The 15,650-nt window shown below is 61.9% G+C and carries 9 protein-coding genes; 2 read left to right on the plus strand and 7 right to left on the minus strand.

Annotated elements, in window-relative coordinates:
- The first annotated feature begins 129 nt into the window (after positions 1 to 129).
- Positions 130 to 930: a flocculation-associated PEP-CTERM protein PepA gene (gene pepA, locus MasN3_RS02030; RefSeq protein WP_281911851.1), complete on the plus strand. Its 801-nt coding sequence runs from the start codon at positions 130 to 132 to the stop codon at positions 928 to 930.
- A gap of 85 nt (positions 931 to 1,015) precedes the next feature.
- Here the strand turns inward: pepA and MasN3_RS02035 are convergent, their stop codons facing one another.
- The 4 genes from MasN3_RS02035 to MasN3_RS02050 all read right to left on the minus strand — a co-directional run bounded on the left by MasN3_RS02035 (position 1,016) and on the right by MasN3_RS02050 (position 6,188).
- Positions 1,016 to 1,879, minus strand: a complete 864-nt coding sequence (locus MasN3_RS02035) for a ThiF family adenylyltransferase (RefSeq protein ID WP_281911853.1) — start codon at positions 1,877 to 1,879, stop codon at positions 1,016 to 1,018.
- 85 nt (positions 1,880 to 1,964) lie between these two features.
- Positions 1,965 to 2,630 carry an N-acyl amino acid synthase FeeM domain-containing protein gene (locus tag MasN3_RS02040; protein ID WP_281911856.1) on the minus strand — a complete coding sequence of 222 codons (666 nt, stop codon included), beginning with the start codon at positions 2,628 to 2,630 and terminating at the stop codon, positions 1,965 to 1,967.
- 295 nt (positions 2,631 to 2,925) lie between these two features.
- On the minus strand, positions 2,926 to 5,703 hold the full coding sequence (gene prsT / locus MasN3_RS02045) for an XrtA/PEP-CTERM system TPR-repeat protein PrsT (RefSeq protein WP_281911858.1): 2,778 nt from the start codon (positions 5,701 to 5,703) through the stop codon (positions 2,926 to 2,928).
- 170 nt (positions 5,704 to 5,873) lie between these two features.
- Positions 5,874 to 6,188, minus strand: a complete 315-nt coding sequence (locus tag MasN3_RS02050) for a hypothetical protein (RefSeq protein ID WP_281911860.1) — start codon at positions 6,186 to 6,188, stop codon at positions 5,874 to 5,876.
- A gap of 211 nt (positions 6,189 to 6,399) precedes the next feature.
- Here MasN3_RS02050 and MasN3_RS02055 point away from each other — a divergent pair, with 211 nt between their 5' ends.
- Complete coding sequence (locus tag MasN3_RS02055) at positions 6,400 to 7,275, plus strand: WD40/YVTN/BNR-like repeat-containing protein (protein ID WP_281911861.1); 876 nt, start codon at positions 6,400 to 6,402, stop codon at positions 7,273 to 7,275.
- Positions 7,276 to 7,345: 70 nt separating this feature from the next.
- Here the strand turns inward: MasN3_RS02055 and MasN3_RS02060 are convergent, their stop codons facing one another.
- The 3 genes from MasN3_RS02060 to MasN3_RS02070 all read right to left on the minus strand — a co-directional run bounded on the left by MasN3_RS02060 (position 7,346) and on the right by MasN3_RS02070 (position 15,614).
- Positions 7,346 to 8,425 (minus strand): type I restriction endonuclease, encoded by a 1,080-nt coding sequence (locus MasN3_RS02060; RefSeq protein WP_281911863.1) that lies wholly within the window; start codon positions 8,423 to 8,425, stop codon positions 7,346 to 7,348.
- 221 nt (positions 8,426 to 8,646) lie between these two features.
- Positions 8,647 to 11,934: a fused isobutyryl-CoA mutase/GTPase IcmF gene (icmF, locus tag MasN3_RS02065; RefSeq protein ID WP_281911865.1), complete on the minus strand. Its 3,288-nt coding sequence runs from the start codon at positions 11,932 to 11,934 to the stop codon at positions 8,647 to 8,649.
- Between the two features lie 122 nt (positions 11,935 to 12,056).
- On the minus strand, positions 12,057 to 15,614 hold the full coding sequence (locus MasN3_RS02070) for an indolepyruvate ferredoxin oxidoreductase family protein (protein ID WP_281911866.1): 3,558 nt from the start codon (positions 15,612 to 15,614) through the stop codon (positions 12,057 to 12,059).
- Between the last annotated feature and the right edge of the window lie 36 nt (positions 15,615 to 15,650).

Raw genomic sequence — 15,650 nt, forward strand, 5'->3', positions numbered from 1 at the left:
TTACAATGCTATTTTTTTTTAACAAATGAAAATGCTAAGTAATTGATTTTAAATAATTTTTATTAACTGGCACGGAGCTTGCTTAAGCCTGAGTGTGTAGCACGAACCCCTACAATCAGGAGAACCAAGATGAAAGTAGTCTCGAAGACCATTATTGCTTGCTCGATCGCAGCCGTTTCACTGTTTGGTACCGCTGCAAAGGCTGACAACTTCAATCCGTTCACCGTCAACTATGACGGCCGCGAGTTCACTGCAGACAAGATCACCGGTAACTACAACGAAATTGCTACCTTCAATCAAGACGGCACCTTCAATGTTTCGCTGGTATGGAACGCGGGCCAGTTCGTCGACAATAACGGCACAACCCCGGTGGTCAAAACTGGCCTGAATAACGATTACGGCATCTATGCTCTGTACAGCGCTTCGGGCACCTATGGTGTCGAAGACGGTAAGAACGTGTTCCGTTTCACGGAAGGCAGCGGCAACCTTTCGATGTACCTCGACGTTAACCTGGACACCACCTTCACTATGCCGGGCAGTGGTGCCGGCCCGGTCGCCACCGGCGCGGCAGGTGACGACCTGCTGCTGGCTTCGGGCGACCCGCTGTCGGGATACGGTGTGCTGGATCCGACCTTGCCGACCTGCGGCCCTGATGGCATCAACTGCGGCAGCTTCGGTGCCACCTCGACCTTTAGCCTGGCCGGCTTCGGCCCGCAATTCTTTGTCGTGCCGCGTCCGTTCTATACCTTGTCGTTCCAGTCGGGCCAGCTGAACAACTTCGAAATCGGCGGTACCCAGGAAATCAATGGTTCGCTGGACGTGGTCTTCCGCGCACCTGGCCAAGTGCCTGAACCAGCCTCGCTGGGTCTGCTGGGTCTGGGCCTGCTGGGCCTGGGTGCAGCCCGCCGTCGCAAGCAGGTCAAGAAGTAATGACGGGTGACCTGGCTTGCCAGGTCCGGCCAAAAAAAATCCACTGCCTTGGCAGTGGATTTTTTTCAGCTTTCGATTCTGTGTACTACTTGCCTGCAAACTGACGTTTGCCGATCGCAATCGCCAGCTTCTGGATTGGATGGGAGTTGCCGCTCGGGCGCCAAGTCCGCTTGAGCTTGTTGCGGTAGGCATCGAATTGCATTCCCCAGGGCGCCGCCAATACCTTGCCGCGGCCGAGCAGAATCTTCAGCGCTTCTGTTCCAACGATGCCGGCGCACAATTGGCAGGCCATGAAGGTCGAGGGGCCACGCTGCTCGTCGAAGTTCACCGCTTCCGGCATCACGAGATAGGGGCGGTGCAGCCCGGCCGGCGCCAGGCCGATGGCGAAACGGATCGCCTTGTCGATGTCCGGCAAGTCGCCCCACTGGAAATATTCCTCGAAGGTCATCCCTCCCGGCATGAAGTTCAGCAGGGCCGCGCCCATGCCCAGCGGCGCCGCGGTGGTCGCCGGCACGCCCAGCTGCGCGCACCTTGCGAAAGTCTGGCGGCGCACGTCGAAGGCAAAGAAATCGAGGCCGTCGACATACAGGTCGGCATCGCCCAGGAAATCGTCGAGATTACCCGCATCCACGCCGTCCGGGAATATCCGGATCTCGACCTCGGGATTGATGTCGAGCGCCATGCGCTCCAGTACTTCCGCTTTCGGCTGCCCCAACGTGGACATCATCGCGCCTACCTGGCGGTTGAAATTCGGAATATCGAAACGATCGAAATCGGCGATATTGAATTTCGAAATACCGAGACGCGTCAAGGTCAGCAGATGAACGCCGCCGACGCCGCCGATGCCGGCGATCGCCACGCGCTTGTTGCGCAATCGTTGTTGTTCTTCGGGGGTGATCCAGCCAATATTGCGCGCAAAAGCCTGCTCGTAGCGAAACGGATTTTTCATCGTAGGATGGGAGTAGTTGACGGAAAGCGCCGCTGCCGCGCATGCGCGTGATCGGCCTTATCGATACAGGTACCGCTATATTGCGCTATGGGGAAATGTGGTGCTCATCCATGCGCAACAGGCGGTTGATAATACCGCGTTCCTCGCGGGGGGAAAAGAAGTAGGGGTAGAGCGAGCGTTCCGCGCTGCCGGCGGGAGTGTCGAAGGTTCCGCCCAGGCGTTCGACCTGTTCGGTCACGTAATCGAGGCTCAGGTGCATCAGGTAGGCCGGGGCATTCACGCGCGGATTGATTTTCAAATCGCCTTGCTGGCGGAAGCCGAGCATGCGCTCGTAAAAGCGGCGATGGCGCGGATTGATTTCGATGACGACGTCGGTGCAGTCGTACAGGTCGCGCGCATAAATGAGCGCCAAATGAAATACGTTCGCCAAGGGAACTCTCGACCGCTCCGAGAGGTCAAACGCTAACTTGGTGCATTCACACAGCCGTGCGCCACGCGCGCGATGCTCGTCAAGAATGTCCTTGAACAATTCGTCGGCCATCAGGCCGAGCTCCGAATCGATACCGATGGTCACCGTGCCGACCACTTCACCTTTGTCGGTGGCGGTCAGGGTGACACGGTTATGCTCGTCGAGGACATGGCGCGAACCAGTATACCCGCGACGGGCATACATGCGTTTTACAAGCATGCTGGCCGAATTTCGGCCCTCAGCAGTATCCGGTAGACGAATTCCGTACGAATCGTCGTTCACGATAAACCATCCTCGAAAGTAGAGGCTGCCATAGTATCGCGACTGACATATATCGCGCGTTCGCTAGGGAAGCAGCCAATGAAACCTGGGCCGATGAGGAACAAGACAGCGCCATCGCATGCCTTTATGCAGACATGCGATGGTTCAGGAGAGCCCGAGATGGTTGGTATGCCACGTCCTTGCATTGAGGCGTGGCTTATATCGGTCCTGCCCCGTTTCCGTTGAGCGGGGCGGTTCCGCCGCACCATCGGCGCAGCGGAACCGGAACCAGTTTGATATCAATATATTATCAAACTTACAGGGTCTTGAGCAATGCGCGCGCGGCATCAATTTCATTGAAAGGCGTATTCTGGGCGAGCGCCTTGTCGATTTCCTTGCGGGCGCCCTGCTTGTCGCCCGATTTATGCAACGCGACTCCCAGGTGATAGCGGATGTCCGGTGCGTTCGGCGCCTTCTCGACCGCCTTTTGCAGCAGCGGCAGGGCACGCGCGGTGTCTCCTTTTTCCACCAGCAGCCAGCCGAGGGTATCCATGATGCCTGGATGGTCGCCTGCCAGCTTGAAGGCTTGTTCCGCCGTCGCCAAGGCGCGTGGATCTTTTTCCTGCTGATAGGCCCAGGCCAGGTTGTTCAAGACTTGTGCATTGTTCGGCGCGGCCTTGAGCGCGCGCTCGAGCACCGGAATCGCCTGCTTGAATTCCTTGTTGCCGAGATTGATTTCCGCCACCATCAAGGCGACGCGCACGTCGTTCGGATGCTTGTTCAGCCATTGCGTGCCGCGCGCGCTGGCTTCCTTGCCCTTGCCGGCCATGTTCATTGCCTGCATCGTCTTGAGCAGCAGGCCTGGCGAATTGGACAGCGACTGGGCCTTCTCGTAGGCCGCCACGGCTTGCGCCGGTTTCTTTTGCGCCAGCATCACGTCGCCTTCCAGCATATAGCCGGCTGGGGACTTGGGCTCGCGTTGCTGCAGCTCGCGCGTAACCTGCAGTGCCTCGTCAGGACGGCCGGCGCGCAGTGCCATGTCGATCTGGGCCAGGCGGGCCGGGACGAAATTTGGCTCCAGCTCGATGGCGCGCTTGAGGTGGGTGGCGGCCGAGGCTTCGTTCTTCATGGCCGTGTACACGCCGGCCAGGCGCAGCTGCGCCAGCGCCGACTTCGGCATGACGTTCACCAGCTTGCCATAGGTTTCGAGGGCGCCTGCCGTGTCCTTGGTCGCCATTTGCGCCTGGCCCATCATTTCGAGCAGGCCGCCATGCGTCGGATTGGCGGGTTGCAGCTTGCGCGCCAGGGTCAGGGCCTTCTGTGCCTGGTTGGTGCGGACATAGTGCATGCCCAGGTTGAGGGCCGGCGCCACCGCTTCCGGATTGGCGTTACTGGCCTTTTCGAGCCAGCTCGTGACCTCGTCCGGACGGTTCTGCACCAAGGCCAGCTCGGCCAGCGCCGTCATCGCGTCGACGTTGTTCTTGTCCTTTTCCAGCACTTTCAGGAAACGTCCCTTGGCCGCGTCGGGCTGCTTTGCCTGCAGGTCCAGGCGTGCCAGGTTGGCGGTCGCAGGCAGGAAGGCAGGCTGCAGCGCCACCGCCTTGTCCCAGGCGGCGCGTGCGTTGGCCAGGTCTCCCTTGGCCAGGTAGACCTGGCCTTTCAGGTTCTGTACCTGCGGGCTGTCAGGCTGCTGTTTTTCCAGGGAGGCGATGGCCTGCAAGGCCTTGTCGAACTGCTTCAGGCCCATGTGCGTCTGGACCAGGGCGATACTGGCTTCCGCCGATTTCGGGTCGAGCGTGGCGGCCAGTTCCAGTTCCTTCAGACCGCGCGCCTGGTCGCCCTGGGCCAATTTCGAGATGCCCAGCGAAGTGCGCACGCCCGCCGCCTTGGGCGCCAGTTCGGCCGCTTTTTCCAGGTAGCCGCTGGCCTTGCTGAAATCGCGTACCTGCATGTAGGACTGGCCGGCCAGGGCCAGCAGTTGCGCATCCTGGGTGCCATCCTTCAGTACCGGCGCCAGCGCCGCGGCCGCATCGGCCGGCTGGCTGCTCTTGAGCAGGGTCTGGGCCAGCAGCTTGCGTGCATAGACATTGTCTGGATTGCTCTCGAGATACTTGCGCAGGTGCTGTTCAGCCTGCTGTACGGCACCAAGATTCATCTCGGAAGCGCCCGCCAGCAGCAGGGTCGGCATATGTTCCGGCGCCACTTTCAGGATCTTTTGCAGCGATTCCTGGGCGACGGCATACTTACCTTGGGAGAATTCGTACAGGGCGCGCACATAGACCACCAGCAGGTTGCCTGGCGCTGCTTTCTCGGCGCCTTCCACGGCAAGCTTAGCGGCTGGGAACTTGCCTCGACCGATCTCAACGTAGGCCTTTTCGATATAGGCATCGCGGTCGTTCGGCTTGAGCTTGAGGGCTTCGTCATAGGCCGCAATGGCCTCGTCGGCCTTGTTGCTCATGCGCAGCATACTGCCCTGCGCCATCCAGACGTCGGGATTCTTCGGGTCCTTGGCCAGCGCCTCGGCCAGCAGGCGCTCCGCGCCCGCGCGGTCATTGTTCAGCATGGCATAGCGCGCCAGGCCGAGGAAGGCAGCGCCCAGGTTCGGATCGATGGCCAGCGCAGCCTCGAACGCGGCCTTGGCTTCGTCCGGCTTGCCGGTGACAAGCAAGGCGTCGCCACGCAGAGCCAGCAGCGGCGCCGAGCCCTTGGCCTGGTCGGCAGAAATGTCGTCCAGCAATTCCTTGGCACGGCCCTGCAGCATATTGGCCTTGCCCAGCAGCGGCAGGACTCGTCCGGCATCGGCGCCGAGGGAACGGGCCTTGCGCAGTTCCTTGTCCGCCGAGACGGCGTCGCCCACTTCCAGGTGCAGCATGCCCAGCTGGATACGGGCTTCGGCGTCTTCGGGGCTCTTGGCCACCGCGTTCTTCAGCTGGATCATCGCCGCCTTGACGTCGCCCTTCTGTTGATACTGCTTGGCTTCGGCCAGCAGTGTCTCGGTCGACTGGTTATTGCTGCAGGCGGACAAACCCGCCATCAGGAAGGCGCTGGAAAGAAGTGCGGCGGAAAGCTTGAGCTTGGAGGCGTGGCGCGGCATAGGAATTCCTTGAGGGTTGTCTGGCATTCGCATGTTGGTGCGAAGAATTAACTCGACAACAATAATACATGATGGAATCCTGTGCCAACGCAACATGGATGATACATTGTTGCAAAAGATTTCTGATTGTTGCTCTCAAAAAATTTAGTGTTGGGCGGGTGCTACAAGCCTTATTCTGGCGCGTTTCCTTTGCGCAAACGACCCAGCAATTCCTCGACATCGTCACCCACGGGAAGACCATGACGGCGCAGCAGCTGGACATGCAGCACCAGGTTCTCGAGCACCAGCTTGGCCGATACGGCCAATAGGGTCATCAAGCGGTCTTCGGTGCTGAAATTTTCCATCGCGGCCGCCATTTCGCACAGGTGGGTGGCCACCAGGGTGCGCAGCTCGTCCTCGGGAAAGGGAAGGTCGGCGAAGTCGATCGGATCTTCCTGTTCGACTTCGGCCATCAGGGCGGCAAGTTGCTCGGGCTGGATCGGCATGCATGAACTCCATGAATGGTCGTCAGTCCATTCTAGGGCAGGCGCGGATGCGGGGCTAACGGGATTGGACAGGTGCGATGCTGGCCGGACAGGCATAGAATGCTATTTCACATTAGAAATGACGGGCGGGCGATGGCACGGCTGTTCTTCACCCAGCAACTGGCGCGCTTTACCAGCGTGCCCCAGATCGAGACCTCGGCAGGCGCATTGCGTGCTGCCCGCCCCAAGCTACCCGCCCAATCCGGAGACGTCGGACGACAAGACCGACTGGAACAACCGCATGGTCTGGGCGCTGGAGGCGGGCCACGCCAGCCAGCCCGGCCAGCTGTGGGCGGGCACGCTGCCCGGCGGCCTGTTCGTCTCGCGCGACCACGGCGATTCCTGGCAACTGGTGCGTCCGCTGTGGGACGTGCCGCAGCGGGCCAACTGGTTCGGCGGCGGCTACGACGTGCCCGGCATCCACAGCATCAGCGTCGACCCGCGCGACGCCAGGCAGCTCCTGGTCGGCGTCTCCTGCGGCGGCGCCTGGCGCAGCGAGGACGGGGGCGCCAGCTGGGCCGTCAGTTCGACCGGCATGCGCGCCGACTACATGCCGCCCGAGATGAACGAGAACGAGGAAGTCCAGGACCCGCACCGCATCGTGCGTTGTGCGGGGCAGCCGGACATGCTCTGGTGCCAGCACCACAACGGCATATGGCGCTCGCTGGATGGCGGGCGGCGCTGGCAGGAGATCACGGCGGCGCCGCTGCCGCGCTTCGGCTTCGCGGTAGCGGCCCATCCGATGGACGGCAACACGGTTTGGTTCGTCCCGCTGGAGGCGGACCAGCGCCGCATCCCGGTCGGCGCCGCCATGGCGGTGCTGCGCACGCGCGACGGCGGCAGGAGCTTCGAGGTGCTGCGCCATGGCCTGCCGCAAGAGCATTGCTACGACCTGGTGTACCGCCACGGGCTGGCGGTGAGCAGCGACGGCCATACCCTCCTGATGGGATCGACGACGGGCGGGGTGTGGATCTCGGAAAACGGCGGCGACAGCTGGCGGACCCTGTCCGCCACGCTGCCGCCGGTGTATGCGGTGACGTTTGGCTGAGCGTTGCTTGTAACGCCGCCGTCGATACTTCGGAAGGCGGCGACGTTACGACACGCAGATTCGACTACTTTTACTCTTCCTGCGGTAGATGCATCGCTACGGTTGCACGCAGCTTGTCTGCAAATCCGTAGAGGTCGTCAATTTCATTCAGGACGAACTTTTCTTCCGACTTGTCCGTACCGAAAATTCCGACTGCTAGCTTTTGCGTGTTATTGAAGCGCAGTCGGCAAACAGGCTTTCGATTGTTGTCGTCCAGTAGAATCGCGCAATAGCTCAGATTGTCACGCATCACGATGCGCCTCGGGCTAACGACGTCACGCAGAATCGATCGGACAATGTGAAGTCCTTCGATTTCCTCAGCGGTCGTAACGATTTCCGGCTCGTCATCCGTGCGGGGGATGATCGGTGCTGCGTTCTCTTCAACGAACGGAAACTCTGCAGCCATTGCACCCTTCAGGCGGACATTGATACGTTCGGCAAGGAGTTGCTCAAAAGCACGCTTCGTGATTTGTGTGAACTGGTCTTTGAGGGTCGGTGTAAAGCGGCGGCCGCCGAGCAAGTCGCTGGACAGCAAACGAACAAATTCGTCTGGAGGATTGGACACCCACTCTGCCAGCCGCTCTTGAATCGCACGTGTGTACTTCAGGTCGCTAGCAGTGTTAAGGATCGTATCGACATCAAAAGTGGTCTTCGCGAACTTCTTGAGCTCCTCCACGTCCCGTTCCTTGAAGTCGAGGATGTCGAATTCAAAGAATGGCGTGTCATCCATCTTGTTTGGTTGCTCGAGGTCGGTAAAGAACTTGTATTTCAGTCCGTTAGTCAGCACACCAAAGCGCGATTCCGTCACGTGGAAATATCTGAATAGTTGACCTGCGTGGTTGATATGGAGATCGGCACCACACTTCTTACACTCGAATAGCATGATTGGATCGCCATCGCGGAGGATCGCGTAGTCGACCTTTTCTCCCTTCTTTGTGCCGATGTCAGCGACCAGCTCGGGTGTCACCTCGGTTGGATCGAAGACGTTGTAGCCGAGAAGCTGGATAAAGGGCATGACCATAGCGTTCTTGGTCGCTTCTTCTGTCTGAATCAGGGACTTGGTACTCTGGATTCGCGTTGCAAGTGTTCGCAGCTGGTCGATCAGGTCCACGGTAAAGCTCCTTCGCTAGGCATGTGTGCTTGAGAAACGATTACTTATGGCAACCAACTTTATGTTGCGCTCGTTTTAGTTTTATTTCAACAAGTAAATGCCTGCGCTATTTTTGACCTGATGTTCCCGTTAAAAGAACGCGACAGCACAAAATGAAAAAGGCTAGCCCGGGATCGAGCTAGCCTCTCATGAATACCAAGCGTGGCCTTAGTATCCGGGTCTTACATATTGCGGCGATACTGCCCGCCAACCTCGAACAGCGCCGTCGTGATCTGGCCCAGCGAGCAGACGCGCACGGCGTCCATCAGCTTGGCGAACACGTTCTCGTTGTCGATCGCGGCCTGCTGCAGCGCGGCCAGGGCGGCGGGGGCCTTGTCCGCATTGCGTGCGTGGAAGGCTTCCAGGCGGGTCAGCTGCGACTGCTTTTCGTCGTCGGTCGATCGCGCCAGTTCGATCGTCGCCGGGGCACCGGCGCCGTTCGGGTTGCGGAAGGTGTTCACGCCGATGATCGGCAGCGAGCCGTCGTGCTTCTTGTGCTCGTACAGCATCGACTCTTCCTGGATCTTGCCGCGCTGGTAGCCGGTTTCCATCGCGCCCAGCACGCCGCCGCGCTCGGCGATGCGCTCGAACTCCTGCATCACCTGCTCTTCGACCAGGTCGGTCAGCTCGTCGATGATGAAGGCGCCCTGGTTCGGGTTTTCGTTCTTCGCCAGGCCCCATTCGCGGTTGATGATCAGCTGGATCGCCAGTGCGCGACGGACCGATTCGTCGGTCGGCGTGGTGATCGCTTCGTCGTAGGCATTGGTATGCAGCGAGTTGCAGTTGTCGTAGATCGCGATCAAGGCCTGCAGCGTGGTGCGGATGTCGTTGAAGTCGATCTCCTGCGCGTGCAGCGAGCGACCCGACGTCTGGATGTGGTACTTGAGCTTCTGGCTGCGCTCGTTGGCGCCGTACTTGTCGCGCATCGCGACGGCCCAGATACGGCGCGCCACGCGGCCCAGCACCGTGTATTCCGGATCCATGCCGTTTGAGAAGAAGAAGGACAGGTTCGGGGCGAAGTCGTCGATGTGCATGCCGCGCGCCAGGTAGGCTTCGACAAAGGTGAAACCGTTCGACAGCGTGAAGGCCAGCTGCGAGATCGGGTTCGCGCCCGCTTCGGCGATGTGGTAGCCCGAGATCGACACCGAATAGAAGTTGCGCACCTGGTGGTGGACGAAATATTCCTGGATGTCGCCCATCACCTTCAACGAGAACTCGGTGGAGAAGATGCAGGTGTTCTGGCCCTGGTCTTCCTTCAGGATGTCGGCCTGCACGGTGCCGCGCACGTTCATCAGGACCCAGTCCTTGATCTTTTGCGCTTCGTCGTCGGTCGGCTGGCGATGGTTGTCCGCCACGAACTTGTCGATCTGCTGGTCGATGGCGGTGTTCATGAACATCGCCAGGATCGTCGGAGCTGGGCCGTTGATGGTCATCGAGACCGAGGTCGACGGGCTGCACAAATCAAAACCGTCGTACAGCACCTTCATGTCGTCCAGGGTCGCGATCGACACGCCCGAGTTGCCGACCTTGCCGTAGATGTCCGGACGGATGGCCGGGTCGGCGCCGTACAGGGTCACCGAATCAAAAGCGGTCGACAGCCGTTTTGCATCCATGCCGGTCGACACGAGCTTGAAGCGTTTGTTGGTGCGGAAGGCGTCGCCTTCGCCCGCGAACATGCGGGTCGGGTCTTCGCCTTCGCGTTTGAACGCGAACACGCCCGCCGTGTAAGGGAAGGAACCCGGCACGTTTTCCAGCATCAGGAAGCGCAGGATCTCGCCGTGGTCCTCGAACTTGGGCAGCGCGACCTTGCGGATCGGGTTGCCCGACAGGGTCTTCTGCACCAGGCGGGTGCGGATTTCCTTGTCGCGGATTTTCACGACGTAGTCGTCGCCCGCGTAGGCGGCCTGCATGTCCGGCCACATGGCCAGCAGCTTCTTCGCGCCGCCTTCCATGGCGTTGTCACGCTCGGTGATCAGGTCGTCCAATACCACGTCGCGGTTGGCAGCGGCCAGCATGCGCTTGGTTTCGCTCAGCTGCTGGCGCTCGCGCGCCAGTTGCACCTGCTTCTTGACGTTGCGGTGGTAGCCGCGCACGGTGTCGGCGATCTCGGCCAGATAACGGGCGCGCGCCGGCGGGACGATCACGTTCTTGCCGCTCGAGTACTTTTGCGACGGTGCGGCCAGTTTGCTGGGTTCCACCTGCAGGCCCAGCTCGGCCAGCTTCGGCAGCAGGCCGTGGTACAGGGCGGTGACGCCGTCATCGTTGAAGCGCGAGGCCTGGGTGCCGTACACCGGCATGTCGTCCGGCTGGCGGCTCCACAGCTCGCGGTTGCGCTGGTACTGTTTAGCAACGTCGCGCAGTGCGTCCTGGGCGCCCTTGCGGTCGAATTTATTAATGGCGATGAAGTCCGCGAAGTCGAGCATGTCGATTTTCTCGAGCTGCGAGGCGGCGCCGAATTCCGGGGTCATCACGTACATCGAGGTGTCGACGTGCGGCACCATGGCGGCGTCGCCCTGGCCGATGCCCGAAGTCTCCACGATCACCAGGTCGAAGCCGGCCACCTTGCAGGCCGCGATCACGCCAGGGAGGGCCTGCGAGATCTCGGAACCGGCTTCGCGCGTGGCGAGCGAGCGCATGAACACGCGCGCCTGGCCGTTCCACGGGTTGATCGCGTTCATGCGGATGCGGTCGCCCAGCAGAGCGCCGCCCGACTTGCGGCGCGACGGATCGATTGAGATGACGGCGATGTTGAGGCGGTCGCCCTGGTCGAGGCGGATGCGGCGGATCAGTTCATCGGTCAGCGAGGATTTGCCCGCGCCGCCGGTGCCGGTAATGCCGAGGACCGGCGCCTTGACGCTGTCGGCCGCTTCCATGATCTGCTTGCGCAGGGCTTCGTCGGCCTTGCCGTTTTCCAGCGCGGTGATCAGCTGGGCCAGCGGGCGGTGGCGCGCAGCGATGTCGCCCTGCTGCAGTGCGTCCAGCGAGGTCGGGGCGTAGGACGACAGATCGACGTCGCAGCTTTCCAGCATCCAGCGGATCATGCCGACCAGGCCCATGCGCTGACCGTCTTCCGGGCTGAAGATGCGGGTGACGCCGTAGGCGTGCAGTTCTTCGATCTCGCTCGGGACGATCACACCGCCGCCGCCGCCGAACACCTTGATGTGGGCGCCGCCGCGCTGGCGCAGCAGGTCGATCATGTACTTGAAGTATTCGACGTGGCCGCCCTGGTAGCTCGAAATGGCGATGCCTTGCACGTCTTCGCTGAGCGCCGCGGTGACGACTTCGTCGACCGAGCGGTTGTGGCCGAGGTGGATCACTTCGGCGCCGTTCGACTGCAGGATGCGGCGCATGATGTTGATCGAGGCGTCATGGCCGTCGAACAGGGATGCGGCGGTGACGAAGCGCACCTTGTTGGCCAGCTTCGGCTGCTCCGGCAGGTCGAGTTTCGCGGCGGGGGTGATGTCGTTCATTGGATGGGTCCTTGGAGTTCGGGAGGACAGGGGTATCTCGGTACGGTATATGACGTTAACGTTAACGTCAAGCCGGGCACAGGGCATGTGACGGGGTGGACCGAAGTCCACCCCCAGAAGCATCAGGCGGCGCGGCGTTTGATGTTGCCGGAGAGCAGCTCAGCCTTGCGCGCACGGAACTCGGCCACGGCTTTTTCCTTCACATGGCCGAAGCCGCGGATCTGTTCCGGCAGCGAGGCCAGTTCGACCGCATCGGCATGGTTGGATGCGTCCAGCTTGGCCACCAGGGCTTCCACCATGTCGCGGTACTCCACGATCAGGGCGCGTTCCATTTTGCGCTCCGCGGTCTTGCCGAAGACGTCGAAGGCGCCGCCACGCAGGCCCTTCATCTTCGCCAGCAGCTTGAAGGCGCCGAACATCCACGAGCCGTAGTGCGCCTTGACCATGTGGCCCTTGGCGTCCTTCTTGGCAAACATCGGCGGCGCCAGGTTGAACTTGAGCGAGAAGTCGCCCTCGAACTGGGTCTTGAGCTGCTCGACGAAGCAGCCATCGGTGTACAGGCGCGCCACTTCGTACTCGTCCTTGTAGGCCATCAGCTTGGCGTAGTTCTTCGCCACCGCCATCGACAGCTTGTTGCCCAGGCCCTTCGCGGTCTCAAGCTCGCGCACGCGTTTCACCAGGTCTTCATAAACGGCCGCATAGGCGGCGTCCTGGTAGCCGGTCAGGTGCTCGACGCGCTTCTTGATCACGCTGTCCAGGCTTTGCGGCATCTGCACCACGATCGCCTGTGCGGGAATGGCCTGCTGTTCGACGCGCTTGAAGTCCACGGCGGCGCGGCGGCCCCACAGGAAGCTCATCTTGTTGGACGCGACCGCCACGCCGTTCAGTTCGATCGCGCGCAGCAGGGCGGCTTCGCTCAGCGGGATGCGGCCTTTCTGCCAGGCGTAACCCATCAGGAACAGGTTTGTCGCGATCGAGTCGCCCATCAGCGCGGTCGCCAGCTTGGTGGCATCGACGAAATCGACACCCGATTCACCGCCCACGGCTTCCAGGATCAGCGCGCGCACGTCGCTGGACGGGAATTCCCAGTCACGCTGCTGGGCAAAGGTGCCGGTCGGCTGCTCGTGCAGGTTGACGATGGCGAGCGTGCGGCCCGGACGCATCTTGGACACCGCATCGGCGGCGCCGGTGGTCAGGATGTCGCAGCCCAGGATAAGGTCCGCTTCGCCGGTGGCGATGCGCTGGGCGCGCAGACGGTCCGGGGTGGCGGCGATCTTCACGTGCGAGGTCACCGAGCCGTTCTTCTGGCTCATGCCGGTCATGTCCAGCACCGAGGCGCCCTTGCCTTCGAGGTGGGCGGCCATGCCCATCAGTGCGCCGACGGTGATCACGCCGGTGCCGCCGATGCCGTTGATCAGGATGTTGTACGGATGCTCGACGCTCGGCAGCTTCGGTTCCGGCAGGGCGCCCCAGCCGTCTTCGCTGCCGCTTTTCGATACGCCGGTCTTGCTCTTCTTGAGCGCGCCGCCTTCGACGGTAACAAAACTAGGGCAGAAGCCTTTCGCGCACGAGTAATCCTTGTTGCACGAGGACTGGTCGATCTGGCGCTTGCGGCCGAATTCGGTTTCCTTCGGCAGGATCGAGACGCAGTTCGACTGGATACCGCAGTCGCCGCAGCCTTCGCACACCGCTTCGTTGATCACCATGCGCTGGTTCGGGTCGGGGAACTCGCCTTTCTTGCGGCGGCGGCGCTTCTCGGCGGCGCAGGTCTGGTCGTAGATGATGACCGTCACGCCCGGCAGCTCGCGCAGTTCGCGCTGGACGTCGTCCATCTGCTTGCGGTCGTGCAGGGTGACCATGGCCGGCAGGTTGGAGCGGTCCGCGTAGCGCGACAGGTCTTCGGTCACGAGGGCGATGCGTTTCACGCCTTCGGCCGCCATCTGCTGGGCGATCATCGGCACCGAGGTCTGGCCGTCCACCGGCTGGCCGCCGGTCATCGCGACCGCGTCGTTGTACAGGATTTTATAGGTGATGTTCACCTTGGCCGCCACCGCCGCGCGGATCGCCAGGTAGCCCGAGTGGAAATAGGTGCCGTCGCCCAGGTTCTGGAACACGTGCGGTACCTTGGAGAACGCGGCCTGGCCGATCCAGGGCGTGCCTTCGCCGCCCATGTGGGTGGTGAGCTTGTTCATCTCCGGGTAGATCGAGGTCGCCATCACGTGGCAGCCGATGCCGGCCAGCGCGAAGGAACCGTCCGGCACCTTGGTCGAGGTGTTGTGCGGGCAGCCGGAGCAGTAGAAGGCCGGGCGGAAGGGCGTGGTGATCGCCTTGGCAAGCACGGCGTCCTTGGCTTCCAGGAAGGCCAGGCGCGCCTTGATCAGGTCACGGGTGGTCTCATCGTGCACCAGGCGCGCGATGCGGCCGGCGATCACGCGCGCCACCTGGGCCACCGAGAAGTCGGCCTTGGGCGGCAGCAACCAGTCGCCGCGCGGCGCCACCCATTCGCCCTTGTCGTCGAACTTGCCGACGATGTGCGGGCGCACGTCGTCGCGCCAGTTGTACAGCTGTTCCTTCAGCTGGTATTCGACGACCTGGCGCTTCTCTTCGACCACCAGGATCTCTTCCAGGCCCTGCGCGAATTCGCGCACGCCTTCCGGTTCCAGCGGCCAGATCATCGCCACCTTGTACAGGCGCAGGCCGACCTTCTCGGCCATCGCTTCGTCGATGCCCAGTTCTTCCAGCGCTTCCAGCACGTCCAGGTAGGACTTGCCCGAGGCGATGATGCCCAGCTTGGCGTTCGGGCTGTCGATGGTGGTGCGGTTCAGCTTGTTTTCTCTGGCGTAGGCCAGGGCCGCGTAGATCTTGTAGTCCTGCATCAGCGCTTCCTGGGCACGCGCCTGCTGGCCCAGCGGGACGGAGGACAGCTTGGTATTCAGGCCGCCTTCCGGCATCACGAAGTCTTTCGGGTACTTGACCTCGACGCGGAAGGGGTTGGCGTCGACCGAGGCGCTCGATTCGACCGTGTCGGCCAGGGCCTTGAAGGCCACCGCGCAGCCCGAGTAGCGCGACATGGCCCAGCCATGCAAGCCCAGGTCCAGGTATTCCTGCACGTTGCAGGGGTAGAGCACCGGGATCATGCAGGCCGAGAAGATATGGTCGGACTGGTGCGGCAGGGTCGAGGAGTAGGCGCCGTGGTCGTCGCCTGCCACCAGCAGCACGCCGCCGTGTTTCGCGGTGCCGGCATGGTTCATGTGCTTGAAGACGTCGCCGCAGCGGTCCACGCCCGGGCCCTTGCCGTACCACATGGCGAATACGCCGTCGTACTTGGCCGGGCCGATCAGGTCGACGGTCTGGGTGCCCCAGACGGCGGTGGCGGCCAGGTCTTCGTTCACGCCGGGGACGAACTGCACCTGGTTGGCTTCCAGGTGGCCCTTGGCCTTCCACAGGGTCTCGTCGAGGCCGCCGAGCGGCGAACCGCGGTAGCCGGACACGAAGCCGGCGGTGTTCAGGCCGGCGGCGGCGTCGCGCTCGCGCTGCATCATCGGCAGGCGCACCAGGGCCTGGATGCCGGACAGGAAGATGTTGCCGGTCCTGGCGGTGTATTTGTCGTCGAGGGTGACGGTATTCAGGCGGGACGAATAGTCCGGCGTCGCCGCTTGTGGCGTGACGGTATCAGGCATGGGTGTCTCCAAGATCGTGAATCGGGTGTTCCGGGC

Source organism: Massilia varians (genome assembly GCF_027923905.1).
Lineage (GTDB): Bacteria > Pseudomonadota > Gammaproteobacteria > Burkholderiales > Burkholderiaceae_D > Telluria > Telluria varians_B.